Source organism: Hymenobacter sp. (assembly GCF_036388155.1).
In the GTDB taxonomy this organism is placed as follows: domain Bacteria; phylum Bacteroidota; class Bacteroidia; order Cytophagales; family Hymenobacteraceae; genus Hymenobacter.
Map to the genome: position 1 here is coordinate 19,878 of NZ_DASVSI010000029.1, position 25,324 is coordinate 45,201.

At 61.4% G+C, this 25,324-nt stretch carries 17 protein-coding genes, 1 tRNA gene and 1 rRNA gene; 16 read left to right on the forward strand and 3 right to left on the reverse strand.

Annotation, left to right across the window (positions count from 1 at the left end):
• Positions 1-76: 76 nt before the first annotated feature.
• The 8 genes from VF629_RS04385 to VF629_RS04420 all read left to right on the forward strand — a co-directional run bounded on the left by VF629_RS04385 (position 77) and on the right by VF629_RS04420 (position 13,554).
• Positions 77-3,130 carry a tail fiber domain-containing protein gene (locus VF629_RS04385; protein WP_331057237.1) on the forward strand — a complete coding sequence of 1,018 codons (3,054 nt, stop codon included), beginning with the start codon at positions 77-79 and terminating at the stop codon, positions 3,128-3,130.
• 55 nt (positions 3,131-3,185) lie between these two features.
• Positions 3,186-3,716 carry a DUF6252 family protein gene (locus tag VF629_RS04390; RefSeq protein WP_331057238.1) on the forward strand — a complete coding sequence of 177 codons (531 nt, stop codon included), beginning with the start codon at positions 3,186-3,188 and terminating at the stop codon, positions 3,714-3,716.
• Positions 3,717-3,772: 56 nt separating this feature from the next.
• A complete protein-coding gene (locus VF629_RS04395; RefSeq protein ID WP_331057239.1) occupies positions 3,773-4,618 on the forward strand; it encodes a YqiA/YcfP family alpha/beta fold hydrolase in 846 nt (281 codons plus the stop codon).
• Positions 4,619-4,648: 30 nt separating this feature from the next.
• Positions 4,649-6,088, forward strand: a complete 1,440-nt coding sequence (locus VF629_RS04400) for a T9SS type A sorting domain-containing protein (protein WP_331057240.1) — start codon at positions 4,649-4,651, stop codon at positions 6,086-6,088.
• Between the two features lie 246 nt (positions 6,089-6,334).
• The gene (locus tag VF629_RS04405; RefSeq protein ID WP_331057241.1) at positions 6,335-8,461 is read left to right on the forward strand and encodes a prolyl oligopeptidase family serine peptidase; all 2,127 of its coding nucleotides are present in this window, start codon (positions 6,335-6,337) and stop codon (positions 8,459-8,461) included.
• Between the two features lie 62 nt (positions 8,462-8,523).
• Positions 8,524-9,606: an OmpA family protein gene (locus VF629_RS04410; protein WP_331057242.1), complete on the forward strand. Its 1,083-nt coding sequence runs from the start codon at positions 8,524-8,526 to the stop codon at positions 9,604-9,606.
• A 35-nt stretch (positions 9,607-9,641) separates the two neighbouring features.
• Entirely contained in the window at positions 9,642-11,807 is a 2,166-nt protein-coding gene (locus tag VF629_RS04415) for a prolyl oligopeptidase family serine peptidase (protein WP_331057243.1), read from the forward strand.
• Between the two features lie 109 nt (positions 11,808-11,916).
• A complete protein-coding gene (locus VF629_RS04420; protein WP_331057244.1) occupies positions 11,917-13,554 on the forward strand; it encodes a hypothetical protein in 1,638 nt (545 codons plus the stop codon).
• 124 nt (positions 13,555-13,678) lie between these two features.
• Here VF629_RS04420 and VF629_RS04425 read toward each other — a convergent pair whose 3' ends face one another.
• From VF629_RS04425 to VF629_RS04435, 3 genes are all read right to left on the reverse strand, one after another.
• Complete coding sequence (locus VF629_RS04425) at positions 13,679-14,386, reverse strand: ClpP family protease (protein WP_196291698.1); 708 nt, start codon at positions 14,384-14,386, stop codon at positions 13,679-13,681.
• Positions 14,387-14,634: 248 nt separating this feature from the next.
• Complete coding sequence (tig, locus tag VF629_RS04430) at positions 14,635-15,960, reverse strand: trigger factor (RefSeq protein ID WP_331057245.1); 1,326 nt, start codon at positions 15,958-15,960, stop codon at positions 14,635-14,637.
• A gap of 89 nt (positions 15,961-16,049) precedes the next feature.
• A tRNA-Leu gene (locus VF629_RS04435) sits at positions 16,050-16,131 on the reverse strand.
• Between the two features lie 256 nt (positions 16,132-16,387).
• Between VF629_RS04435 and VF629_RS04440 the strand changes: the two genes are divergently transcribed.
• The 8 genes from VF629_RS04440 to VF629_RS04475 form a co-directional block, all read left to right on the forward strand.
• On the forward strand, positions 16,388-17,176 hold the full coding sequence (locus VF629_RS04440; RefSeq protein WP_331057246.1) for a hypothetical protein: 789 nt from the start codon (positions 16,388-16,390) through the stop codon (positions 17,174-17,176).
• A gap of 9 nt (positions 17,177-17,185) precedes the next feature.
• Positions 17,186-19,114, forward strand: a complete 1,929-nt coding sequence (locus tag VF629_RS04445; RefSeq protein WP_331057247.1) for a prolipoprotein diacylglyceryl transferase family protein — start codon at positions 17,186-17,188, stop codon at positions 19,112-19,114.
• A gap of 185 nt (positions 19,115-19,299) precedes the next feature.
• Entirely contained in the window at positions 19,300-21,498 is a 2,199-nt protein-coding gene (locus tag VF629_RS04450; RefSeq protein ID WP_331057248.1) for a RelA/SpoT family protein, read from the forward strand.
• A complete protein-coding gene (locus VF629_RS04455) occupies positions 21,495-21,833 on the forward strand; it encodes a CHY zinc finger protein (RefSeq protein WP_331057249.1) in 339 nt (112 codons plus the stop codon). The genes VF629_RS04450 and VF629_RS04455 overlap by 4 nt, the downstream gene beginning before the upstream one ends.
• 105 nt (positions 21,834-21,938) lie before the next feature.
• Complete coding sequence (locus VF629_RS04460; protein WP_414653848.1) at positions 21,939-22,517, forward strand: Fur family transcriptional regulator; 579 nt, start codon at positions 21,939-21,941, stop codon at positions 22,515-22,517.
• The gene (locus VF629_RS04465; protein ID WP_331057251.1) at positions 22,514-22,864 is read left to right on the forward strand and encodes an STAS domain-containing protein; all 351 of its coding nucleotides are present in this window, start codon (positions 22,514-22,516) and stop codon (positions 22,862-22,864) included. Before VF629_RS04460 ends, VF629_RS04465 begins: the two co-directional genes overlap by 4 nt.
• Before the next feature lie 75 nt (positions 22,865-22,939).
• Positions 22,940-24,208, forward strand: coding sequence for an adenylosuccinate synthase (locus VF629_RS04470; RefSeq protein WP_331057252.1), 1,269 nt, complete (start codon positions 22,940-22,942; stop codon positions 24,206-24,208).
• A 1,019-nt stretch (positions 24,209-25,227) separates the two neighbouring features.
• Positions 25,228-25,324 (forward strand): 16S ribosomal RNA (locus VF629_RS04475); the annotation flags it as partial.

Here is a 25,324-nt window from a genome sequence, read left to right on the forward strand (position 1 = left end):
AGAAAGGAATATGCTGCCAATAGTTTTGCCCAAAACTACCTGTCGGTAGGCGGGTCACCCATTCACCTTTTTCTGTATGATAATTTTCTTACGCACGCTTGCGCTTGTGGCGGCTACTTGCTTGCTCGGCTACCGGGCCAGCGCCCAGGTGGGCATTGGCACGACTACCCCGGACGCCTCGGCTGCCCTCGACATCCGGGCTGCCAACAAGGGCCTGCTCATCCCGCAGGTTTCCCTGACGGCGCTCACCGACGGCGCCACCATTGCCTCCCCGGCCACTGGCCTGCTGGTGTTCAACCGCAATGCTGGCCTCAGCGGCGGGGTAGGGTTTTACTACAACGCCGGCACCGCCGCCGCGCCCGCCTGGACCAAGCTCAACACCGGTGCGGCGGCGCCTGGCGGTGGTTGGGGCCTGAGCGGCAACGCCGCCACCGACCCCGCCACCAACTACGTGGGTACCACCGACCAACAGCCGCTGGTGCTGCGCACCGGAGGCACCGAGCGGGCCCGCCTGGGGCTGAACGGGGCGTGGTGGCTGGGGTATCCGATAATCTCGGGGCCGGTGGGGGCCACGGGCAACGTGCTGGTGGGCTACCGCACCGGCAACGCCCTCACGCCCAGCGCCGGCACCATCAACACGCCGGGCAGCGGGGTCGGCAACCTGTTTGTAGGCGCTAATGCCGGCGAAGCCACCACCACGGGCCGGGACAATATTTTTCTGGGAAGTTTTGCCGGCAACGACAACGTGACCGGCAGCTCGAACCTGTTCGTGGGCTCTTCGGCGGGCAGCGCCAACACCAGCGGCGGTAGCAACCTGTTCATTGGGCACAGTGCCGGGGCGGCGGCCACCACCGCCAGCTACAATCATTTCGTGGGGGACCGGGCCGGCTACTCTACAACTACCGGTACGCGCAATACCTTGGAAGGCTTCCAGGCCGGCTACCGCAACACCACCGGCAGCTACAACGTGGCCTTGGGCGACTCGGCCGGCTTTGCGAGCCAGGCCGACAACGGCAACCTTTTTATCGGGGCCGGGGCCGGGGTGCGCACCAACGTGGGGGGGCTGGGGGGCTTCAGCCACATGGTGGGTTACCGGGCGGGCTACCGCAACACCACGGGCGCGCGCAACTTCTTCGTCGGGTATGCGGCTGGCTTCAGCAACAGCACGGGCCGGGACAACCACTTTGCCGGCTTTCAAGCCGGATACAAAAACACGACGGGCAGCCAGAACCAATTCGAGGGCAACAATGTGGGCTACGGCAACACGACCGGCAGCCGCAATTTTATTGCCGGCGCCCAGGCCGGCTTCAACGCCGCTACTGGTGACAACAACGTGCTACTCGGCTACCAGGCGGGCTACTCCAGCACCGGCGGCGACAACAACACCTTCGTGGGCACGGCCAGCGGCTACAACAACGGCAACGGTCTCCGCAATGCCTACTTGGGCTACAATGCCGGCTACCAGCTGCGCGGCTCCGACAACACCGCTTTGGGTAATGCGGCCGGCTCGGGCAACGTGAGCGGCACCACTACCGTGTCCGCCGACAACGTGACGCTGGTGGGCGGCCAAGCCGGCCAGAACAACACCGCCGACAACCTGGTGGCGCTGGGCTACCAGGCCGGCCGGGCCAATACGGGCCCCAACAACACTTTCCTGGGAATGCTGGCCGGCAACGCCAACACCAGCGGCGGCGCCAACGTGTTTGTGGGTTTCCAGGCCGGCACGGCCAACACCACGGGCGGGGGCAACACGCTGATGGGCTTTTTGACCGGCAGCAGCCTCACTACGGGGCAGTCGAACACCGCCATGGGCAACTTTGCGGGCTGGCGCAACCGCACCGGCAGCAACAACACCCTGCTCGGCGACGGGGCCGGCTCCGGGGTGCTGAACGACAGCTTCAGCGAGGCCACCCTGGTAGGGGCCGATGCCGGCGGCAGCAACACCAGCAACGGCCTGGTGGCCGTGGGCTACCAGGCGGGCCGCGCAAACACGGGCACCCAAAACACGTTTGTGGGCTTCCAGGCCGGCTACGCCAACACCATCGGCGAGAACAATTATTTCAGCGGCTTCGAGGCGGGCTTGTCGAACACCACCGCCTCGCGCAACCACTTCGCGGGCTACCAGGCCGGGCGCAGCACCACCACCGGCACCGGCAACCACTTCGACGGCTACCAGGCCGGGCGCAACAATACCACCGGCACCAACAACACCTTTGTGGGCAACCTGGCCGGCACCAGCCTCAGCGGCGGCGAAAGCAACGTGGGGGTAGGCCGGCTGGCCGGCTTTGGCATCACGAACGGCGACCGCAATGTGTTCATCGGTTTCCAGGCCGGGCAGGCCACCGCGAATGGCGGCTCCAACGTGTTTGTCGGGTACGGGGCGGGCATCAGCAACACGGGTGCCGGCAACATTTTTATCGGCGACGAAGCCGGGAAAAACCACTTGAGCGGCTTCGGTAACCTGGGCTTGGGGACGCAGGCCGGCGCCACGCTCACCACCGGCAACAGTAACTTGCTGCTGGGCAACAACTCCGACGTGACCGACCCTACCCTGACTGCTGCCACAGCCATCGGCCCCGGCGCGAAGGTGTCGACCAGCAGTACCATGGCGTTTGGTAGCAACGCCACTTTCCAGTGGGCCTTCGGGCGCACCACCACGGCCTCAACGAGCGTGGTGTTGCAGGTGGGCACCAGCCCCACCACCGGCAACGGCGCCTTTCTCACCGCTGGCGGCGCCTGGACCAACACGTCCGACATCACCAAAAAGGAAAACATCCAGCCCGTGGAAGGCGGTCAGGTGCTGGGCCTCATTCGGCAGCTGCCCCTCAGCCGCTGGACCTACAAGGGCACAAAAGGCGAAACCCACCTCGGCCCCATGGCCCAGGATTTCTACCGCCTCTTTCACCTAGGGCTCGACGACACCAGCATCAGCTCCATCGACCCGGCCGGCGTGGCCCTGGTGGGCGTGCAGGAGCTGGCCCGGCAAAACGACCAGCTGAAAGCCGAAAACGCCCAGCTCCGCCAGCAACTGCAAGCCGTGCAGGCCAGCCAAACCACCCTCGACGCCCGCCTTGCCGCGCTGGAGCAAGCTGGCCACTACGCCGCGCCCGTGGCCCAGGCGGTCCGCTAAGCCCGGCTCTCCCGGCCAAACCCACCGATTTCGCATCAAGCTTTCCCAACCTACCATGAAACTCCTTCCTTTCCTGCTCCTGTCCAGCCTGCTGTTTGCCTCGGCCGCCTGCAAAAAAGATGCTGAAGACGCCGACGACGCGGGCACCGGCGACGGCACCGTGACCTGGACCCACGGCGGCAACACCTACACCAGCACGGTGGGTGCGTCGGCCATCGTCGACTCGGGCGACAAAATCATCGTCACCGCCGGCTCGCCGGATGGCAACAACATCGTATCGCTGAGCTTGCTGGGCATCAACGCCAAAGGCGCCGGCACCTACGACCTGCGCAAAGGCTCGGTGCTCGACAACCTGCCCGCCGCCGGCCTCACCCTGAGCGGCAGCACCCCCACCCAGGCCACGCAATACCTCACGCTGTACGGCCCCAACGCCAGCAACGGCACCGTCACCGTGAGCCAGTACGACAAATCGGGGCAGAAGCTCAGCGGCACGTTCAGCTTCACGGCCGGCGCGGTGCCCAACACCAGCGCCACCGGCACCCACCCTGTGACCAATGGCACCTTCAGCTTCACCAAGTTTAGGTAAGGCGACTAGATGTCGGCGAGTCAACTTTTTAAGTAATAAACTTTTGAGTCTTTGCAATGAAGAATGTTTTTGTACTCGCGCTGCTGTTGCTGCTAGGCCCGCTGGCTTGGGCGCAGAATGCGCCGGTGGCCCGGCCTGAAACCGGCTTCCTAAAGCGCACCGTCACGGTGGGGGCCCGCACCTACGCCTACCGCGTGTACGTGCCCGAGAATTTCAAGCCCAGCAAATCCTATCCCGTGGTGCTCTACCTGCACGGCGTGGGCCAGTGGGGCCAAGACAACGAGCAGCAGATGGGCGGCCCCAACCTGGGCAGCGTCATCCAGCTGTATTCGATGAAACAGCCGGTGTACAGCCAATTTCTGGCGGTGTTTCCGCAGGAGCCAGCCCCGGAAATCTGGTTTGGCGAAGGCGCCGAGCAAGCCGTCAAAGCCTTGGACCAAACCATAGCCGAGTTCAAAGCCGACCCGGCGCGCCTGTACGTCACGGGCCTCTCGATGGGGGGCTACGGGGCGTGGTACCTGGCGGCCAAGTACCCCGGCAAGTTTGCGGCGGTGGCCCCGGCGGCGGGCGGGGTGCAAGTGCCCGACTGGTTCGACAAAGCGTTTCCGTCGCCCATGCTCACGGCTTACAAAAGCCAGCCGCTATACGCCTACGCCAACGCGGCCAAAGCCTTGGGCAGCACGCCCATGTGGGTGTTTCACGGCGCCAAAGACGAAGTGGTGCCCGTTACTGAGTCGCGCCAGTTGGTGGCGGCCCTCCAAGCGGCTGGCCACCCGGCCAAGTACACCGAGTACCCCAATGAAGGCCACTTCATCGCCGACAAGATGTACACCGACCCCGCTTTTTGGGACTGGCTGCTGGCTCAGCGCTTACCCGCCGTGCCCGCCACCAGCCGCCGCTGAGCCGCGCCTTCCATCCCAATTCCTCCCATCATGGAACGCTTATCCAAGCTGCCTTTTGTGCTTTGCCTGTTGATGCTTGCCGCCCCGGCCCGCGCCCAGCTCACCGTGGCCGGCGGCATCCTCACGGTGACCCCCACGGCCGAAATCACCGTGACCGGCAACGTGGGCATCGCGGCTGCCGGCACCCTCGACAACCAGGGCACCGTGCGCTTCACCGGCGACTTGGGCAATGCCGGGGCCATCGGCACGGGCACGGGCCTGTGGCTGCTCAACGGCGCAGCGCTGCAAAACGTGGCCTCTTCGGGCACTGGCAGCCTGGGCACGCTCGAAATAAGCAACGCCGCCGGGGCCATCCTGGGCACGGCTGTCAGCGCCGGGGCGCTCAACCTCAGCGGCGGTTCTTTGCGACTGGCCGGGTTCGATTTTGCCCTGGCCGGCGCCATCACCAATGCCAGCGGCACTCGGTTTGTGGTCACCGATGGGACGGGGCAGCTGCGGCGGCCGGTGGGCACCGCGGCGGTGCAGTTTCCGGTGGGGCCGGCCAGCGGCAGCTACCGGCCGGTGGCCCTCACGCGCAGCAGCGGCACGGGCACCTACGCAGCCGGGGTGGGAGCGGGGGCCCTCAGCGGCGGCAACAGCGGCGCGCCCCTGGCCACCGACGCCGTGGCCCTGCGCTGGAACGTGGCCCCGCCCGACGCCGTGCCCTTCACGCTGCGCGTGGAATGGGTGGCGGCCGACGAGCTGCCCAGCTTCCAGCGCAGCCAGTCGGCCCTGGGCCGCTGGAATGGGTCGGCTTACGTGTTGGCCGAGCCCTACAGCAACGCCACCAATCCCAGCCCCTATAGCCGCACCCTGGCTGGCCTCACGCTGGCGGGGCCCTACATCGTGGGCGACCAGCAAGCCCCGCTACCCGTCGAATTGACCCGCTTTGAAGCGCGCCGCCCGGCCAACCAGCCCCGCGCCGAGCTGCGCTGGGCCACGGCGTCGGAGAAAAACAACCTGGGGTTTGAAGTGCAGCGGCAAGACGACGGTCAGACCACCTTCCGGCGCGTCGGCTTTGTGGCCGGGCAGGGCACGACCAGCAGCGCGCACGAGTACACTTTCACCGACCCCAACGACTTTCAAGGGCTGAGCTACTACCGCCTCAAGCAAGTCGACCAGGACGGCACCGCCACTTATTCTGTGGTGCGCAGCATCGTGGGCTTGCCCGCGGGCGCGGCATTCACCCTCGGCGTGTACCCCAATCCGGCCCACGCTACCGCCACCATCGAAGCCAGCGGCCCAGTGCCGGCGGGCTTGCAGCTCCAGCTCTACAGCGCCGACGGCCGCCTGGTCTGGGCCACCACCTGGAACAAACCGCAAGCCACTGTGCCGCTGCCGGTGGCCGGGCTGGCCGAGGGCGTGTACTGGCTGCGCTACCATTCGGCGGAGGGGCCCAGCGGCGCGCTCAAGCTACAAGTGCAGCGCTAGCAACACAATTTCTACTTTTTAGAAGCAGTCCAAGACATGCATGTTTTCTCTCTAGCGGTTTCAAAATTAGTGTACCGGTTTCGGGCCGAAGCCATGGGCATACGACTGGTTGTTGTACGCCCGATACGACCGACCGATTGCGGCCAACAAACGACCAGTCGGACGCCTAGGGCGTCGGACCGGTGTGTACACCTTCTCCGAAATTGCGCTACGTGGGGGGCGGTATTGCTCATTGTAGGTACTGCTTTGCGCACGGCGGCCCAGCCGGGCCGGCCCCCGGTGGCTGCCGTGCGCAACACCACCGACCAGTACTTCGGCGCTTCCATCATCGACCCTTACCGCTGGATGGAGCAGCCCAGCCCCGAGCTGGAAGCCTTTCTGAAAGGCCAGGCCCGCTACGCCGACAGCACCCTCACGCAGCTGCCGCACCGCGCCGAACTGCTGGCCCGGCTTAGCGCGCTGGATGCGGCCGCCCCCGCGGCGCCCCGGGCCGTGCAGCTATTGCCCGGCGACGTGTACCTCTACCTCAAAACGCCGCCCGGTGCCCAAACTCCCAAACTATACCGGCGGAAAGGCCCGGGCGGGGCCGAAACCGTGCTCGTGGACCCCGACCGTTTCAGCACGGCCACCGAGCGCTACAGCATCAGCTATTTTGAGCCCTCGCCCGACAACACCCGCCTGGCCTACGCCGTGGCGGCCAATGGTTCGGAAAAGCCCGTTTTGCGCATCCGGGACGTGGCTACTGGGAAGGATTTGCCCGAAACGGTGCGGGGCCTCGACTGGGAATATGCCCGCCCGGAGTGGCGGCCCGACGGCCGTTCGTTTTTCTACACCCGCATGCGGCCGTTGGCGCCCGGCGCGCCCGCCACCGAGCTGCAAAAAAACAAGCAGGTGTACTTGCACCAGCTCGGTACCGACCTCGCCCGCGACCAGCTGGTGCTTGAGCGAGGCTCGTCGAAGCTCGTGCCCCTCGACCCGGCCGACACGCCCATGGTCCTCACGCTCACCCACACGCCTTCGCCCTACGCGCTGGCGCTGATTAAGCACGGCGACGCCGGCGAAATCTCGCTCTACCGCGCCCCGCTCGCCACGATAGGCAAGCCCAACACGCCGTGGCTGAAAATCTGCGACCGGACTCAGCAAGTGCGGAATTTTGTGGTGCACGAGGACGATTTGTACTTGCTCACGTCGAAGCAGGCGCCCCGGTTCAAGATTATCCGCACCAGCCTGCGGCAGCCCAATCTGGCCACGGCCGCAACCGTGGTGCCGCACGGCCCGGCCCTGCTCGACAACATGAGCCCCGCCGCCGACGGGCTCTACGTCTCTGAGATTCGCGGGGGGCTCGACGAAACCTGGCGCGTGGCATGGCAGCACTCAGCCAAGCCCGAGCGCATTGCGGCACCGGATGCGCCGGCTTGCTTCGTGTTGGCCACCAATCATTTATTGCCCGGCGCCCTCATCGCCTCCGCCGCCTGGACCGGCAACGGCCTGCTCTACCGCTACAACCCCGCCACCAAACAATTCGCCGACACGCGCCTGGCACCCCAGCACCCGCTGGCCGCGGCCGCCAACCTCGAAGCGCGCGAAGTGCTGGTGAAAAGCCACGACGGCACGCTGGTGCCGCTGTCCATCGTCCATCGGCGCGGCTTGGCCCTCAACGGCCAAAACCCGACCCTCCTCACCGGCTACGGAGCCTACGGTAGCATTCAGTACCCTTACTTCGACCCGCAATACCTGCCGTGGTTTGAGCGCGGGGGCGTGCTGGCCGTGGCCCACGTGCGGGGCGGTGGCGAAAACGGCGAAGAGTGGCACCTGGCCGGCCAGAAGCTCACCAAGCCCAACACCTGGAAAGACTTCATTGCCTGCGGCGAATACCTGGTGCAGGAGAAGTACACCACCCCGGCGCACCTGGCCGGCGAGGGCACCAGCGCGGGCGGCATCCTCATCGGCCGGGCCATCACGGAGCGGCCCGACTTGTTCGCCGCCGCCGTCATCAACGTGGGCGTGCTCGATGCGCTGCGCTTCGAAACCACGGCCAACGGCGTGCCCAACATCCAGGAGTTCGGCAGCACGGTCGACTCGCTGGGGTTCCGGGGCCTGCGCCAAATGAGCGCCTTCCACCACGTGCAGCCCAACACCCGCTACCCTGCCGTGCTGCTCACCACCGGCACCAACGACCGCCGCGTCGACGCCTGGCAGTCGGCCAAAATGGCCGCGCGCCTGCAAAGCGCCACCACCAGCGGCAAGCCCGTGCTCCTGCGCGTCGACTACAGCGCGGGCCACGGCGCGGGCGCCTCCCGCCAGCAACTCAACGAGCGCCGGGCCGACACTTACGCTTTTATGCTGGAATGGCTGAATAAGGAAGGTCATTAAGCAACCGCAGGGCCGAGCGCCTCGGCCCTACTTTCCACACTGCTCTTTCCAATCACCTCATCATGAATTTCATCTACTTCTCGCGTGCCATGGCACTCGGCGCCTTAGTCATTGTGGCCTCTTGCTCGTCGGATAGCAAGCCGGCTGAAACGGTCGCAGCCGCTCCGTTGGCCTCCGCACCAGCACCGGTTGCAACGCCGGCTGCCGCACCCGCCGCCGCGGCCCCGGCCGAGCCTGCGGTTCCGGCTGCGTCGGCGGGCTTCGACCCCACCACTGCGCCCATCGTCACGCCCACGCTAGGCGCCTTCCCGTACTTCAGCCTGCTGGATGGCTACGTGAAAATGGACGAGAAGACGGCCCCCGGCAACTCGGCCCGCGAATACAATAAGGAAGTCAATTTCGACCGCTACGAATTCTTCGACGGAGCCAAGATTATTCCGGTTGAAGGAAAGTTATTGACCGTGAGTGCCCTGGGCAAAGCGGCGTCTTTCTTTCAAGCTCAGAAAACCTACGAGAAGCTGGTGCACGACCTCGGCGGAGTGACCGTGTTTGAGGGCTCGGGGGAGAAAATGAAAGACCTCAAGCTCAAGTACGAAGACCCGCGCCACCGCAGCCGCTACGGCATGACTGGCCAGGAGAAGTCGGGCGTGTACATGCTCCGCACCCCCGACAAGGAAGTGTGGGTGGAAGTCTACAAAACCTACTCCAGCAACCCCGAAAACTACTGGCTGACCGTGGTGGAGAAGAAGGTCTTGCCCATGGAAGCCAGCGTGCTGCCCGCCGCCGAAATGAAGAAGGCCCTCGACGCCACTGGCCACGTTGCGCTCTATCTCAACTTCGACACCGACCAGGCCACCCTCAAGCCCGACGCCCAGCCCACCATCACCCAAATCATCAGCCTGCTGGCTCAAAATCCCGACCTCAAGCTGGCCGTGCAGGGCCACACCGACAACGCGGGCACGCCCGCCCACAACCAGGAACTGTCCGAAGCCCGCGCCCGCACCGTGGCGGCCGCCCTCACCGGCCAAGGCATTGCCGCCTCCCGCCTGCAAGCCGCTGGCTTCGGCCAAACCAAGCCCTTGGTCGACAATACCTCCGAGCCCAACAAAGCCAAAAACCGCCGCGTCGAGCTCGTCAAGCTGTAGCGGCCGCCACTCCACCACATTAACTGCCTAACCACATGAAAAAGAGCTTGCTGAGTTTGGCCATCCTGGTGGCCACGGCTGCACTTCCCGCCGCCGCCCAACGCCTGCCCGCCACGCCCAAACGGGTCGTCACCGACACGTATTTCGGCAAGAAGGTGGTGGACAATTACCGCTGGCTCGAAGACACCAACAGCCCCGAGGTGCAAGCCTGGTTCAAAGCCCAGGGCGACTACACCACCCAGACCCTGGACCAGATTCCGGGCCGCGACAAGCTGATACAAACGTTCGAGGAGTACGACAAGCTGCTGGCTGTGCGCTACGGCGAGATTAAGCAGCGCGGCAACCGCTACTTCTACCGGCGCACCCTGCCCAACGAGAAAGTGGGCAAGCTGTACATGCGCGACGGCAAAGCCGGCCCCGAAAAACTGCTCTTCGACCCCGTCGCCTACAACAAGCAGAAGAGCTTTGCCCTCACGGCCTTCACACCCAGCCCCGACGGCCAGCTGATGGTCGTGGGCTTGCAGGAGGGCGGGGCCGAGCTCTCCACGCTGCGCATCATGAGCGTCGCCACCAAGGCGTTTCGCCCCGAAAGCATCCCGGCCGTATTCGGGGGCGCCGTGGACTGGCTGCCGGACAACAGCGGCTTCCTCTACACCCCGCAGAATTCTGCCGACCCCAAAGACCCCAAGGGCAACCTCGATACCAAGGGCCGCCTGCACCGCCTGGGCACCGCGCCCACGGCCGACCCCGACCTGTTTTCGCGGGCCAAAAACCCCGCCATGGGCATTCGGCCCGACCAATACCCCATCATGTACTTCTCCGCCGACCGGGCCCAACTCTACGGCGAATTGAGTTCGGTTGACCGGCGGTCGAATTCCTGGGTGGCCACGCCCGCGGAAGTGGGCAAGCCGAAAATTGCCTGGAAGCGCTTGGCCGTGCCCACCGACAGCGTGTACGCCTACTACAAAATCGGCGGCAAGCTCTACCTGCACAGCGTGAAAGGGGCGCCCAACGGCCGCGTCCTCGTCACGGATGCCGCCGCGCCCAGCCCCGCCACCGCCGCCGTGCTGCTGCCCGAAAGCCCCCAAAACATCACCCGCTTCGTTGCAACCAAGGACTACCTGTTTGTGGTGCTGAGCGACGGCATCAATGAAAAAATCCGGCAGTACAGCCCCGCTACCAAGCAATGGGCCGACGTGCCGCTGCCCAGCAAAGGCACCGTCGGCATCGAGCCCTACGACGCGAGCAGCAGCAACGAAGCGCTGATTTACACCACTTCCTGGAACGACCCCGGCAAGCTCTACGACTACAGCCCGGCCAGCCGGAAACTGGCCCTCAGCGCTTTCCACGTGCCCATGAACTACCCCGGCGTGGCCGACCTCGTGGTGGAGGAGCTCGAAGTGCCCAGCCACGACGGCACCATGGTGCCGCTCTCCCTCGTCTACCGCAAGGACCTGAAGAAGGATGGCAACGCCGTGTGTTTCATGACCGGCTACGGCGCTTACGGCGTTTCGGCCACGCCGTACTTCAGCCGGCGCAACCTGGCCCTGCTCAACCAAGGCGTCGTTCTGGCCGAAACCCACCCGCGCGGCGGCTCCGAAAAAGGCCAGAAGTGGTACCGAGCCGGCTACCAAGTCACCAAGCCCAACACCTGGAAGGACTTCATTGCCTGCGGCGAATACCTCGTTAAGAACCAGTACACCAGCCCGCAGCGCCTCATTGGCGAAGGCACCAGCGCGGGCGGCATCCTCATCGGGCGGGCCATCACCGAGCGGCCCGACTTGTTCGCTGCCGCCATCAGCAACGTGAGCTGCTCCAACGCCCTGCGCATGGAAAACTCGCCCAACGGCCCGGTCAACGTCCCCGAATTTGGCTCCGTGAAAGACTCGGCGCAGTGCATGGCCCTGTACGAGATGGATGCGTTCCAGCACGTCGTGCCCGGCACCAAGTACCCCGCCGTGCTCTGCGTGGGCGGCATGAACGACCCGCGCGTCATTGTGTGGCAGCCCGGCAAGTTTGCCGCCGCCCTGCAAAGCGCCAGCGCCTCCGGCAAGCCCGTGCTCATGCAGGTAAACTACGACAACGGCCATTTCACGGAAGACAAAAAAGTGGCCTTCCGCAACTTCGCCAACATGTATGCCTTCGCCCTGTGGCAGGCCGGCCACCCCAATTTTCAGCCCGCTGCCACGGCTGTGAAATAAGCTTTCCGGTCTGTTGATTTCTACTAATTCCATTTTCACGTGCCGGGTCTCTACCCAGTGCCTGCCTCGCATTATGAAGTACGTTTCATTCATTTTCGCCTTATGGGCAATGTGTCCCTTGCTGGTTTCGGCCCAGGTGGGCGTGGGCACGGCCACGCCCGACGCCAAAGCCGCTCTGGACATCCGGGCCACGGACAAGGGCCTGCTGATTCCGCGCCTGACGGCTGCCCAGCGCACGGCCATCGCCAACCCGCCGCAGGGCCTAATGGTGTACCAGACCGACGGCACGGCCAGCGGCGGCGCCCAAACCGGCTTCTGGTACTACGCCGGCACCGGTGGCTGGGTGCTAATTGACCCCACGGCGGGCGGCGGCCTCACCCTGCCCTATAGCGGCACGGCCAGCACCGTGAGCAGCGTGTTTCAAATCACCAACTCGGGCGCGGGCATTGGCCTGCGCGGGGCTTCGGCCAGCGGCCAGGGCGTGGTGGGCCGCGTGAACGGCACCGGCGCCGGCCAGGGCGTGGTAGGCGTAAAAGGCACCACCGTGCCCAACGTTGAAGACGCCGGCGTGGTGGGCCTAAGCGACGCCGACTACGCCGTGTACGCCCGCAGCCGCCAGAATACCGGCATTGTGGGCATCAGCGACGGTACCGCCGCCAACCTAGCCGGCGTAATCGGTAGCAGTACCGCCGCTAGCGGCGTGGGCGTTTCGGGCTATGCCACCGGCACGGGCGTGCTGGGCGCGGGCACCACAGGCGCCGGCGTCGACGGCACCAGCAGCGCCAACCAAAACACCACCGGCGGGGTGGTGGGCCGCAACAGCAGCGGCGGCAGTGCCGTGGGCGTGCTGGGCCTCACCACCAACGGCTACGGCGTGCGCGGCGTGGCCTCGGCCAATAGCGGTTACGGCGTGCAGGGCGTGGCAGTTGACAGCTATGGCGTCATCGGCACCAGCACCAGCGGTGTGGGCTCGATTGGCATCAGTACCAGCGGTTTTGGCGTGCGCGGCAACAGCAGTGCCAGCTCCGGGGTGTACGGTGCCACGTCGGCGGGGAGCGCCGGGGGCGTGGCTGGCGTGGAAGGAACCAGCACCAACAGTTCGGGCATCGGGGTGCTGGGTACCACTACCAGCGGCTACGGCGTGCGGGGCGAGGCCACCGGCAGCAGCGGTTATGGCGTTACGGGCGTGGCCTCGGCGACAAATGGCATTGGTGTATTCGGCTCGACAACTGGTGCCGCCACGGGAGTTATCGGGCAGGCCAGCGGCACCGGTCGGGCTGCCTATTTCAATCAGAACAACGCCAACTACACCGGCGCGGCCGTGGAAATAGCCCAAAGTGGCAGTGGCCCCGCGCTGAACGTGACGGGCGGGGCCATTCGCACCAGTGAAATCAACACGCCCACCACCGGCAGCCTCAACATGTTGCCCATTGCCTACGGCCGGGTGGCCAGCGACGGCACGCTGGTGTCTTCGACGGGCAACGTTACGGTCAGTTATTTCCCCGGCACCCCTGGTTTCGAAAAGCGTTACGATTTGCAAGTCAATGGCTATACCGCAGCTACTGCTTCCCGACTGATTGTGCTGGTAGAGCCAACAGGCTTGTCGAGGCCAACCGTGCATTACGCTAACTGGCGAAGCGGCATTTGTCAAATTGGTATCTACGAATTCAGCGTATTGAATACTTACGCTCAATTCAGTGTGACTCAATCCATTTTCAACTTTGTCATTTATGACCCTGGCACGTAGAAAAGGAAGATGTGCCCCATGTATGGCTTGATAAGCAAAAATGTTCAAGCATAAAAAAAGAGCCCCTACCGCAAAGTAGAGGCTCTTTTGTGCCTGAATTCAGCCAAAAAAGGCCAAGCCCAAATTACGCTTTCTTCTTCTCCAGCACCTCGTCAATCAGGCCGTACTCTTTGGCCTCGTCGGCACGCATCCAGTAGTCGCGGTCCGAGTTGTCGTGGATTTCCTGGTACGTTTTGCCGGTGTGCTGCGCCAGAATGTCATACAGCTCCTTCTTCAATTTCAGGATTTCACGAGCCGTGATTTCAATGTCCGACGACTGACCCTGCGCGCCACCCGAAGGCTGGTGAATCATCACGCGAGCGTGGGGGAGAGCCGAGCGCTTGTTGGCGGCACCGCCGGCCAGCAACACAGCGCCCATGGAAGCCGCCAGACCCGTGCAAATCGTGGCCACGTCGGGGTTCACGTACTGCATGGTGTCGTAGATGCCGAGGCCGGCGTACACCGAGCCACCGGGCGAGTTGATGTAGAGGAGGATGTCTTTTTTGGCATCAGCCGACTCCAGGAACAGCATTTGAGCCGTCAGGATGTTGGCGATGTAGTCGTCTACGGCCGTGCCCAGGAACACAATCCGGTCCATGATGAGGCGCGAAAACACGTCGATTTCGGCGAAGCGCGTGGGGCGCTCCTCAATCACCGAGCGGGTCATGCCGGTCGGCATAATCAGGCCGCCGCGGGTCTGGCCCTCCACGTGTTGGATGTACTGGTCAACACCCAGCCCGCTGAGGCCCTGATGCTTAACGGCAAACTTGCGAAACTCTTGTTTATTCAGCATTTGGTTAAAATGTGGCGCTTGCTTGCGCATGCGCGAGTGATGGTTGTAAGACGCGAAACAACACCGAATGTTGTAGAGACGCAACATTTTGCGTTTCGTCGTTGCACGTTGGCGCTTGAACGTTGCGGTTCTGGTTGTTCAACGACGAGACGCAAAATGTTGCGTTCCTACCTCGTTCAACCAAAACTGCCATCAAAAAAGCCCCTACGTTTCCGTAAGGGCTTTCCCAAAATCGGACCACGCAGCCATTAGCTGTGCAGGGTCCGGAATTCTTCGGCCGTTACGGGCTTGTCCGTAACAACAACTTTGCCGCGCAGGTTTTCGAGCACTTTCTCTGCCAGAATGGCCTCGTACTCGCTCACGTAGTTTTTGCCGTTTTCCTGCTTCAGGTACTGGTCGGCGTAGCTGCGCATCGACTCGCGCATCTCGTCGGGCATGTTCGGCATGTTGAACTGGCCCATGATTTTGTCGAGGGTGCGGTTCAGAATTTCGTCGTTGCTCACCTTCAAGCCGGCTTCTTCTACCACCTTGTTGCGAATCATGCTCCACTTCAGCTCCTTCTCGTAGTCGGTGTAGTGCTCTTCAACCTTCTCGGGCGTCAGTTTGCCTTCGTTGGCACGCACCAGCCACTTCTTGAAGAACTCCGTGGGTACTTTGATGTCCGTGGTGTTCACGAGCTGCTCCACGATGCTGTTGTTCAGCGCACCTTCGCTTTCGCGGTCGTAGTTCGACTGGATGGTTTCGCGCACTTTGGCGTCGAACTCTTCCTGGCTCGACACAGCCTCGGGGCCAAATACCTTGTCGAACAGCTCCTGGTTGAACTCGGGAGCTGCCGTGCGGTTCACCTTCTCCACGTTGAACACGTAGTCGCCAGCAGCCTCAGCGGCTTCCGTCTTGCTCAGGCCTGAGAAGTTCGAAATCGAAGCGGCGTCGTTGTTGAAAGCCTTCTGCAGGTCGAACGTAATCACGTCGCCGCCTTTCTTGCCGATGAACTGCTCCTGCTGGTCAGCTGCCACCTTGTTGATTGGCAGCAACACCGTGCGGCCGTCACCTTCTTCGTCGGCTTTCTTCAGCTTGCCGAAGAGGTAGTCGCCCGCCTCCGAAACCTCGGGGTTGGTCGTCTCGCCGTACTGACGGGCAATCTGCTCGTTGGTTTGGGCCAGCGTGTCCTCGTCGATGGTCACTTTGTGCAGCTCGGCCGTCAGGCTTTCGGGCAAGTTGAAATCGGGCAGCAGGCCCAATTCAAACTGGAAATCGAAGTCCTTGTCGGTGTCGAAGTCTACGTTGCTGGGCACGGGCAGGGGCTCGCCGAGCAGCTTGATGTTGTTCTCCTTGATATAGGAGTCCACCGCTTTGCCCAGCATTTTATTGATTTCCTCGGCCAGAATGCCTTTGCCGTACATCTTGCGCACCATGCCCACGGGCACCATGCCCGGGCGAAAGCCCTTTACTTGGGCGCGCTTGGTGTACTCTTTGATTTGCTTGTCTACGGTGGGCGCGTAGTCGGCTTCGGTCAGGTGCACGGTCAGCAGCCCGGTCAGCTGCTCGTCGTTCTTGTCGAGGGTAATGTTCAAAACAGGATTGCCGGCTTCCGCTGGCCAGGTTGAGTGGTTGAAAAAAAAGCCTCCAGCCTGTGCGACTGAAGGCCTGTATCAGAAAAAAGTGCGGATAGAGGGACTCGAACCCACACGCCTTGCGGCACCAGATCCTAAGTCTGGCACGTCTACCAATTTCGCCATATCCGCATATGGGTGCCGCACGCCGACTGCTACGGGCCCGCAAAGGTACAGCGTTTCTGGTTTTGTACAAAGTTTGGGCAAAGCAAAGCCGATTGGCTTTGCAATCTGCTGGCTTTCAACGACCTGTTGTGTGCATCAGCGTAGTTTTTGTTTAGATTATCAGGAAATTCAAGCTGGCTGATAATTCCTAAGGGGCGCAGCGCTTGAGTTTTTTAGGGGGCATTTGTTGTGTCGTTCGGAGAGCCATTACCTTGGCGCTTCTATGGCTTCTTTTCACCTCAGCAAGTGGTACGCCGACGTGGTGGACCCAACTACCGGGTACTTGGCTATTTGCTACGACAGCCACCTGCGATGGGGAAAATTGGCTGTCCACTTCACCAACCTACTTTGCTTTCGGCCGCCTGATTTCCGCCAAACGGCTGCCAGTTTCGTGCAGGAGTCACGGGCAGAGCTGAATAGTGACGAAACGACGTTCACCTTGAGGCAAGGACGCCTGCACGGCAGCTGGCAGCAGCGGGCGCCCGCCCTGCGGGAACTGCTGCTCGAAACAGCACACGGCTCGGTGCTGTGGGAGTGCTTTTTTCCGGCGGCCACGGCCCGGCTTGTTATCGACGGTATCGCCCACATTGGTCTGGGCTATGTGGAGCGCCTCACACTGACCATTGTGCCGTGGCAACTGCCGCTGCAAGCCCTGCGCTGGGGCCGGTTTTTGGCGCCCGACCAGTACGTGGTGTGGATACGGTGGGAGGGCGCCGAGCCCCGCCATTTGGTGTTTTACAACGGGCAGCGCTACGCCGACACCGGCAGCATCGGGGACGATGGGCTGGTTTTTGGCGAGCACGAGCTGGCGTTTACCGAAAAGTATTCTTTGCGGGCGGGCGCGGTGGGAAGCACGGTGTTTAAACGGTTTCCGTGGTTCAGGAAGCTGTTTCCCGCTCGCATTCTTTACCTCGATGAAGCGAAGTGGTGGTCGCGGGGCACGCTCACGAAAGGAGGAAAGGCAGTGGCAACCGGGCAGGTGGTGCACGAGCGGGTGGAATGGCCTTCGTAAACTTCGGCCATGAATGCTTTTCTAGCTAAGCTCGCCTATGGCGCGGCTTTTTGTCTGGTACTGCCGGCGGTGCTGTTTGCGTGGGCGGTGCAGACGGCGGCCCTTGTTCCACTGGCCGTGCCCACTATTCCTTGGGTTGGGGCAGGGTGCGTGATGGGGGGTGCGGTGTTTGTGGGGTGGTCCATGGCAAGCCTGTGGTTTGAGGGCGGGGGCTTGCCAATGAACGCCTTTCCGCCGGCGCGCTTTGTCAGGGGGGGGCTTTATGCTTGGCTGCCGCACCCCATCTACGTGGGGGCGTCGCTGTTGTGCGTAGGAGTGGCGCTTCTGGTTCGTTCGGCCAGCGGGCTTTGGCTGGTGGCGCCGGTGCTCACCTTGGCGTGGCTGGCGTTGGTGTATGGGTTCGAAAACGCGGATTTGCGTCGGCGGTTTCCGCATCGGCCAGCGGCAGGCGCGCTGTTGGCCCTGCCGCTGGCGCAGGCAGCCGCGGCGCCGCTACTGCAACGGGTTCGGGTTGCAGTCCTCGTCTTTGGGCCTTGGCTGCTGCTGTACGAAGCCGTCATTTTTCTCGGACCCTCGGGGCAGCCTATCAGCACCTTTCTCTCTTTCGAGCAGCAGTGGCCGGTGTGGCAGTGGACCGAAGCGTTGTATTTGCTCGCTTACCCGTTTGCAATAGCTACGCCGTTCATCGTTGGCTCCCAGCGGGCGTTGAGGCACTTTGCCTTCGCGGGTTGGCTGGCCACGGCGGTGGGCGTGGTGTTGCACCTGGCCTTGCCGCTCGTTGCCGAGCCACGAAGTTTTGTGGCCACTACTGTTTGGGGCGAATGGCTCCAACTGGAGCGGTTGCACGACGGGGCCACGGCCGCATTCCCCTCGTTTCACGTGGTGTGGGCCGGGGTGGCCGCTTTCTTTTGGGGCCAGCGCTTGCCACAGCTGCGGCCCGTGTTCTACTTGCTGGGAGTGGCCATTGCCTTGAGTTGCCTGACCACGGGAATGCACAGCTTGCTCGATGTGGTTGCGGGCGGGCTGCTGGCGGCGGGGACAATCCGCTACCAAACCGCTTGGCAACGCCTGCAACGCTGGTTCGAACGGTTTGCTAATTCCTGGTCGGCGTGGCAGATTGGTCCGCTTCGCGTCATCAGCCACAGCGTGTATGCAGGGGCGGCAATGTTTGCGGGCGTGCTGCTTACGGGGGCGTTGCTGCCCAGCAGCGTTGCGCTGTTGCCACCCGTTTTGCTGGGTGTAGTGGGGGCGGGGCTTTGGGGGCAGTTGGTGGAAAGTTCTTCCGGGCTTTCGCGGCCCTTTGGCTATTACGGCAGCTTGCTGGGCGGCGTGCTGGGCTGCGTTATATCGGCTCAGCTCGCGCACATGGCGTTGCTGGAAGTGCTGGCGGCGTTCGTGGTGGCGCTGCCGTTGGTGCAAGGCATTGGGCGGTTGCGCTGCCTGGTGCAGGGGTGCTGCCACGGGCGGGCCAGCTCGGCCAAGGTGGGCATTCGGGTCACACACCCAAAGTCGCGGGTATGCGCCCTTGCCTATCTGGCAGGGCAGCCCGTGCATGCCACGCCTGTGTATTCCATGCTCTCCAACCTGTTGATTGGCTTGGTGCTGTTTCGTTTGGCGTACGAGCAAGTGTCGGTTTCGCTGCTGGTGGGGGCGTATTTGATACTTTCGGGAATGGCGCGGTTTGTCGAGGAGAGTTTCCGGGGCGAGCCCCAAACCCCTCAGTTCGCCGGGCTGAAACTGTATCAGTGGTTGGCTTTTGCCACTGTACTGGCCGGAATTGCCGTAACCATGCTTCCCGCAACAAGCTTCCACCTGCGGCTGCAGTGGCATCCGGCTTCGCTGCCGGTGGCGGCCGCTGCCGCGCTGCTGGCAGCGTTTGCAATGGGCATGGATTTCCCGTTCTCCACCAAACGCTTTTCCCGGCTTGCCAATGCCTGACCCCGGCGGCCACCACGCAGGATTCGTCCCAAACCCGACGGACAAGCGCTACCTTCAGCAAGCTTTGAAGCGTACAATGCTCTTTTAGTCGCAGGAAGAACGTCGTGCCGTCGGAATCGGGAAAAATGCAGAAGGGCCGCGCTTGAGCGGACAAATTTCTGCTTCCCATTGTTATTTGCTTTACCATGCCTCCCGTTATCTCCCCCGAAGCCGAGCGCCAGGAAATTCTGCGCCACTACCGCCGCTTGCTGCGCACCGCCAAACCTTATTTGAAGGATGGCGACCCCAAGCTCATCAAAAAGGCATTCAATCAGAGCCTTGAGGCGCACAAGGAGATGCGCCGCAAGTCCGGCGAGCCCTACATTTTGCACCCGTTGGCGGTGGCCCAGATTGCGGTAGAAGAAATCGGACTGGGCACGACGAGCATTGTGGCGGCGCTATTGCACGACGTAGTAGAGGACACGCCCACGGAAATTTCCGACATCGAGCGCGAGTTCGGGACGAAAGTGGCCCGCATTATTGACGGGCTGACGAAAATTTCCGGGGTATTCGAGTACGGCACCAGCGAGCAGGCCGAGAACTTCCGCAAGATGCTGCTCACGCTGAGCGAAGACGTGCGCGTCATCCTCATCAAAATTGCCGACCGCCTGCACAACATGCGCACGCTGGACTCGATGCCGCGGCACAAGCAGCTGAAAATTGCCTCGGAGACGCTGTACCTGTATGCGCCGCTCGCGCACCGGCTCGGGCTTTATACTATTAAGAGTGAGCTAGAGGATTTGTACCTCAAGTTCACGGATACGGAGACGTATAACGAGATAAAAGCCAAAGTGCGGCAGAGCCAAGCGGCCCGCAACCGCTTTATTAAGGAGTTCGTGCAGCCGATTGATGATGAATTGAAGTCGCAAGGCTTTGAATATGAAATCAAGGGTCGGCCCAAAAGCATTTACTCCATCTTGAAAAAGATGAAGAAACAGAACATCACCTTCGACGAGGTGTATGACCTGTTTGCCATTCGCGTGATTCTGGATGTGCCGCCGGAGCAGGAAAAAGCCGCCTGCTGGCAGGTTTACTCCATTGTCACGGATTTCTACCAGCCCAACCCCGACCGCCTGCGCGACTGGGTGAGCACGCCCAAAGCCAACGGGTACGAAAGCCTGCACACCACGGTCATGTCGCGCGCTGGCCAGTGGGTGGAAGTGCAAATTCGCTCGCGCCGCATGGACGACATCGCCGAGAAAGGCTACGCCGCGCACTGGAAGTACAAGGACACTGGCAGCATCCAGCCCGAAAGCTCGCTCGAAGGCTGGGTGAATAAGGTGCGGGAGATGCTGGAATCGAACAATTCGAGCGCGCTGGAATTCATGGACGAATTCCGGCAGAACCTCTTTGTGAAGGAAGTGTACGCCTTCACGCCTAAAGGCAAGCTGATAATTCTGCCGGATAAATCCACCGCGCTGGATTTCGCTTTTGACATTCACACCCACATCGGGCTGCACTGCCTTGGGGCAAAGGTGAACCAAAAGCTAGAGCCGCTCAGCTACCAGCTTCACAACGGCGACCAAGTCGAAATCCTGACCTCCCACAAGCAGCGCCCCACGCCGGAGTGGCTCAACTACGTTATCACCACCAAGGCCCGGTCCAAAATCAAGGACTTCCTGCGCGACGACAAACGAGCGAAGGCAGAAGATGGAAAATTCCTTCTGGAAAAGCGCTTGGAAATCATCGGCGTGCCCTTCAACCAGGAAAACTTCAACCGCCTGCTGGCCTACTTCAACGTGCCCAGTGCGCAAGAATTCTATTACCGCTTAGCCATGGGTCAGGTAGACGGGCGCACCATTCGCGAGTCGATTTTCACTTCTGCCAAGCCCGTACCCTCCGTGCTCGAACCCAAAGCCTTCGACCACGAAGTGTCTAAAATTCGCGGCGTGCGGCCCGACATGCTGGTGGTAGGCGAGCACACCGACAAGTTCGACTACAGCATTGCCCGGTGCTGCAATCCCATTCCCGGCGACGACGTGTTTGGCTTCGAAACCGACCAGGGCCTCATCATCCACCGCACCAACTGCCCCCGCGCCGTCGACCTGATGTCGAACTACGGCAACCGCATTGTGCGCGCCAAGTGGACCGACCAACTCGAATTGGCCTTTCTGGCCGGCATCCGCCTCAAGGGTTCCGACCGCGTGGGCATTGTCAACGACGTCACCCGCATCATCAGCACCAGCCTCAAGGTGAACATGCGTTCCATCACCGTAGACGCCAACGACGGTTTTTTTGAAGGTCAGATTATGGTGTTTGTCAACGACACCGACCACCTAAACAAGCTCATCCAACGCCTCAGCAAAGTCAACGGCGTGCTGCAAGTAGAGCGGTTCGACTCGTGAAAGCAAAGGCCGCACCCGCCATTACTTGCCGCGGCACCGGCGTAAACGAGCGCACTCAGTGCGCCCATTACCACTCCGAGCGCGACATCATCGCCATCAAATTCAAGTGCTGCGGCACCTTTTACGCTTGCATCCAGTGCCACCACGAAGCCGCAAGTCACCCGTCCACCGTATGGCCCCGCGCTGAGTTCGACCACCCAGCCATTTACTGCGGCAACTGCCACGGCACGCTCAGCATCACTGACTACCTCAATTGCGCCAATCAATGCCCGTCGTGCCAAGCCGCCTTCAACCCAGGCTGCGCCAACCACTACCACCTTTACTTCGAACGGTGAAACCTAAAGCGACCCTTGCAGCTTAGCTAGCAGGCCCGCGTTTTTACCTTTGCTTCAGTATACCTTATATATACAGTGCATTCTCCTCTAGCAACGCCTCCGCACCTGCCCGCCGACCCCGCGAAAGCGCCGGGGCACGAAACCGGTGGCTCCTCCGAAACGGGCTACGCGGCCAAGCATACGCCCAGCGCCGCCTCCCAAGCCACCCTCAATACCGACAAGCTCGAAGAAGTCCGCAAGCTTTTCACGGCCCATCTTGAAAACAAAGGCTTGCGCAAAACCGGCGAGCGGTATGCCATCCTGGAAGAAATTTATGCCCGCTCCGGTCATTTCGATGTCGACGAGCTCTACGCCGGCATGAAAGAGCGCGGCCTGCAAGTCAGCCGGGCCACCGTGTACAACACCCTCGACTTATTGGTGGAGCAAGGTCTTGTCAGCAAGCACCAGTTCGGCCGCAACCTTGCGCAGTACGAGAAGAGCTACGGCTACCGTCAGCACGACCACGTCATTTGTACTGAATGCCATAAAGTGGTGGAATTCTGCGACCCCCGCATCCACGGCATCCAGACCATGGTCGGCGACCTCTTGAACTTCCATATCTTGCACCATTCTTTAAATCTTTACGGCATCTGCGGCGATTGTCGCGCCCAGGCTGCCGCTCGTACTTCCAATCCTCCCGCATGACCTCCACCAGCACCGTCGAGAACGGCATTCTTTTCGTCCGCCTCACCGGCGACCTCATCGGCAGCCCCGATACCGACCAGCTCATCCAATCCATCAACAACCACCTCGGCGAAGAACTCAACCAGTGCGCCGTCGATTTGTCCGAAATCCGCTACATCAACAGCACCGGCATTGGCGTACTGGTGTCGCTCCTCACGAAATTCCGCAGCCGCGGCGGCGAAATGGTTCTCATCAACCCCGCCGAGCACCCCAAGAAAATGTTGGCCCTTACCAAGCTAACCAACATTTTCGGGGTTGCCTCCGACGAAGCCGCCGCTCGCCAACAGCTTACCCCAGCCGCCCAGTAGGGCGGCTGTTTTTTTGACAACACATTAAATACCATAAGGTAACAGCGCCCGCTGATTGCCGAACACCTAGAACACATGCCAGTAGACGTATTAGTAGGCCTCCAGTGGGGCGATGAAGGCAAAGGCAAAATTGTAGACGTACTCGCCCCCACCTACGATGCCGTAGCCCGCTTCCAAGGCGGCCCCAACGCCGGCCACACCCTCACCTTCGACGGCATCAAGCACGTCCTGCACCAGGTGCCCAGCGGCATTTTTCACCCCCACATCCTCAACATTGTTGGCAACGGCGTTGTCCTCGACCCCATCGTTTTCCGCCAAGAACTCCAAAAGCTCACCGATAGGAGAGTAGACTGGGCTAAAAACCTCTACGTCTCCAAGAAGGCCCAACTCATCCTGCCCTCGCACCGTGCCCTCGACCGCATCAGCGAAGAAGCCCGCGGCAACACCAAAATCGGCAGTACCCTCAAAGGCATCGGCCCCACTTATTCTGACAAAATTGGCCGCGTCGGCCTCCGCGTCGGCCACATCCTGCTCCCCGATTTCGAGCAGCGCTACAAAGAAGCCGTAGCTCAACATGCCGCCATTGCTGCCCACAACCACAAAGAACTCGAAATCGAAGCCCTCGAAGCCGATTTCTTCTCCGCTGTCGAGTTTCTACGCACCCTACAGCTCATCGATACCGAGTACCTTCTCAACGACCTCCTCGCCCAAGGCAAGCGCATCCTCGCCGAAGGTGCCCAAGGCTCTCTATTAGATATCGACTTCGGCTCCTATCCCTACGTCACCTCCTCCAGTACCATCGCTGCTGGTGCCTGCACCGGCCTCGGCATCGCCCCCCGGCACATCGGCAAAGTCTACGGCATCATCAAAGCCTACAGCACCCGCGTCGGCAGCGGCCCATTCCCCACTGAGCTCCACGACGAAGTCGGCGAGCAAATCCGCCAAGCCGGCCGCGAATTTGGCTCCACCACTGGCCGGCCCCGCCGCACCGGCTGGATAGACCTGCCCGCCCTCCGCTACGCCATCATGCTAAACGGCGTCACCGAGCTCCACCTCATGAAAGCCGACGTGCTCGACGGCTTCACCGAAATCCAGGCCTGCACCCATTACCGCACCGTCACCGGCGAAAGCGCTCCCCAGCTTCCCGACCCCGGCGAGCTCACCACCATCACCCCCGAATACCTCACCCTCCCCGGCTGGCACACCGACCTCACCACCATCACTGACGCCACCCAGCTCCCCACCAAACTCATCGACTACCTCAATTTCCTGGAAAAAGAGCTCCAAGTCCCTATCAGCATCGTAAGCGTCGGCCCCGATAGAGTAAGCACCCTTCACCGCTAACCTCCAGCTCAGCCAAGCAACCTTAACAAATAGGGTAGAGGTAAGCTGAAAGCAGCGGGGCGAATGCAGCTGTACCGAATAGGTACACGGCGCATTCGCCCCGCTTTCTTTCCTCTTGATTCTAGTTTAAAGAGCAGTTTGATACTGTAAGTCGGATGCAGAAGCGAAGTTTGTAAAAGGGAATTCTCAACTCTAACACTATCAATAAATGCCCCTCGCTCACCAATTCGAGTCTTTTTACGCCCAACTTCGATTAGCTAACCCCACTCAGCCTCGCCACCTGCACCTATCTAGCAAAATTTTTCTCCGCGTCAATCAGCCACTTACAACCCACTCGCAGGTTTTTCGTAAAACACCCCTTGCCCCGCCAAAAAGTCCTCCTACCTTTGCAGTCCCAAATCGTCAAACGGACTACGGGGCACTCGGAAAACACCCCGAAAAAAATCTTGAAAGGCCCGGAACTCCCGCAGTAGCTAGCTTGTCTATCCACTGCAACGGTCTTCAAGCAGCAAATGGGGAATTACACTCCGCTATAAATCTTGAAAGGTTAGGAACTTCAGCAGCCGGTAGAATGTCTATCCACTGCGCCAGTAGCAAAGCAGCGAGAAAAATATTTTTTCAAACCGCTTGCAAAGCTGAAAAAAGCCACCGTACCTTTGCACCCCGCTTCAACCGGAGGCGGACAACTTGAAAAGCAAAATGAGAAAAAATAAAAAATTTTTCGCCTAAAGCTTGATAAGTCAAATAAAGTTGTTACATTTGCACTCCCAAAACGAACAGAACACTGCAACTGCAACGATAAAGGGTTTAAAAGCAACCCGCACTGTTACTTCAAATGGAAGTAGCAAACGTTCTTTGAATGACGGAAACAGACAAAATAGTAAGTGTTTTACTTGCTGCTTTTCCTTCGGGAAAACACAGTGAAACAAACCAAGCGAAACGAATTTGACATAACGTCAATATGTGAGCAAGGTCAGCACTCGACATCAGCTCATCTTCGGGTGAGTGTAGGAATTTTTACAATGGAGAGTTTGATCTTGGCTCAGGATGAACGCTAGCGGCAGGCCTAATACATGCAAGTCGAACGGTCGTAGCAATACGATAGTGGCGCACGGG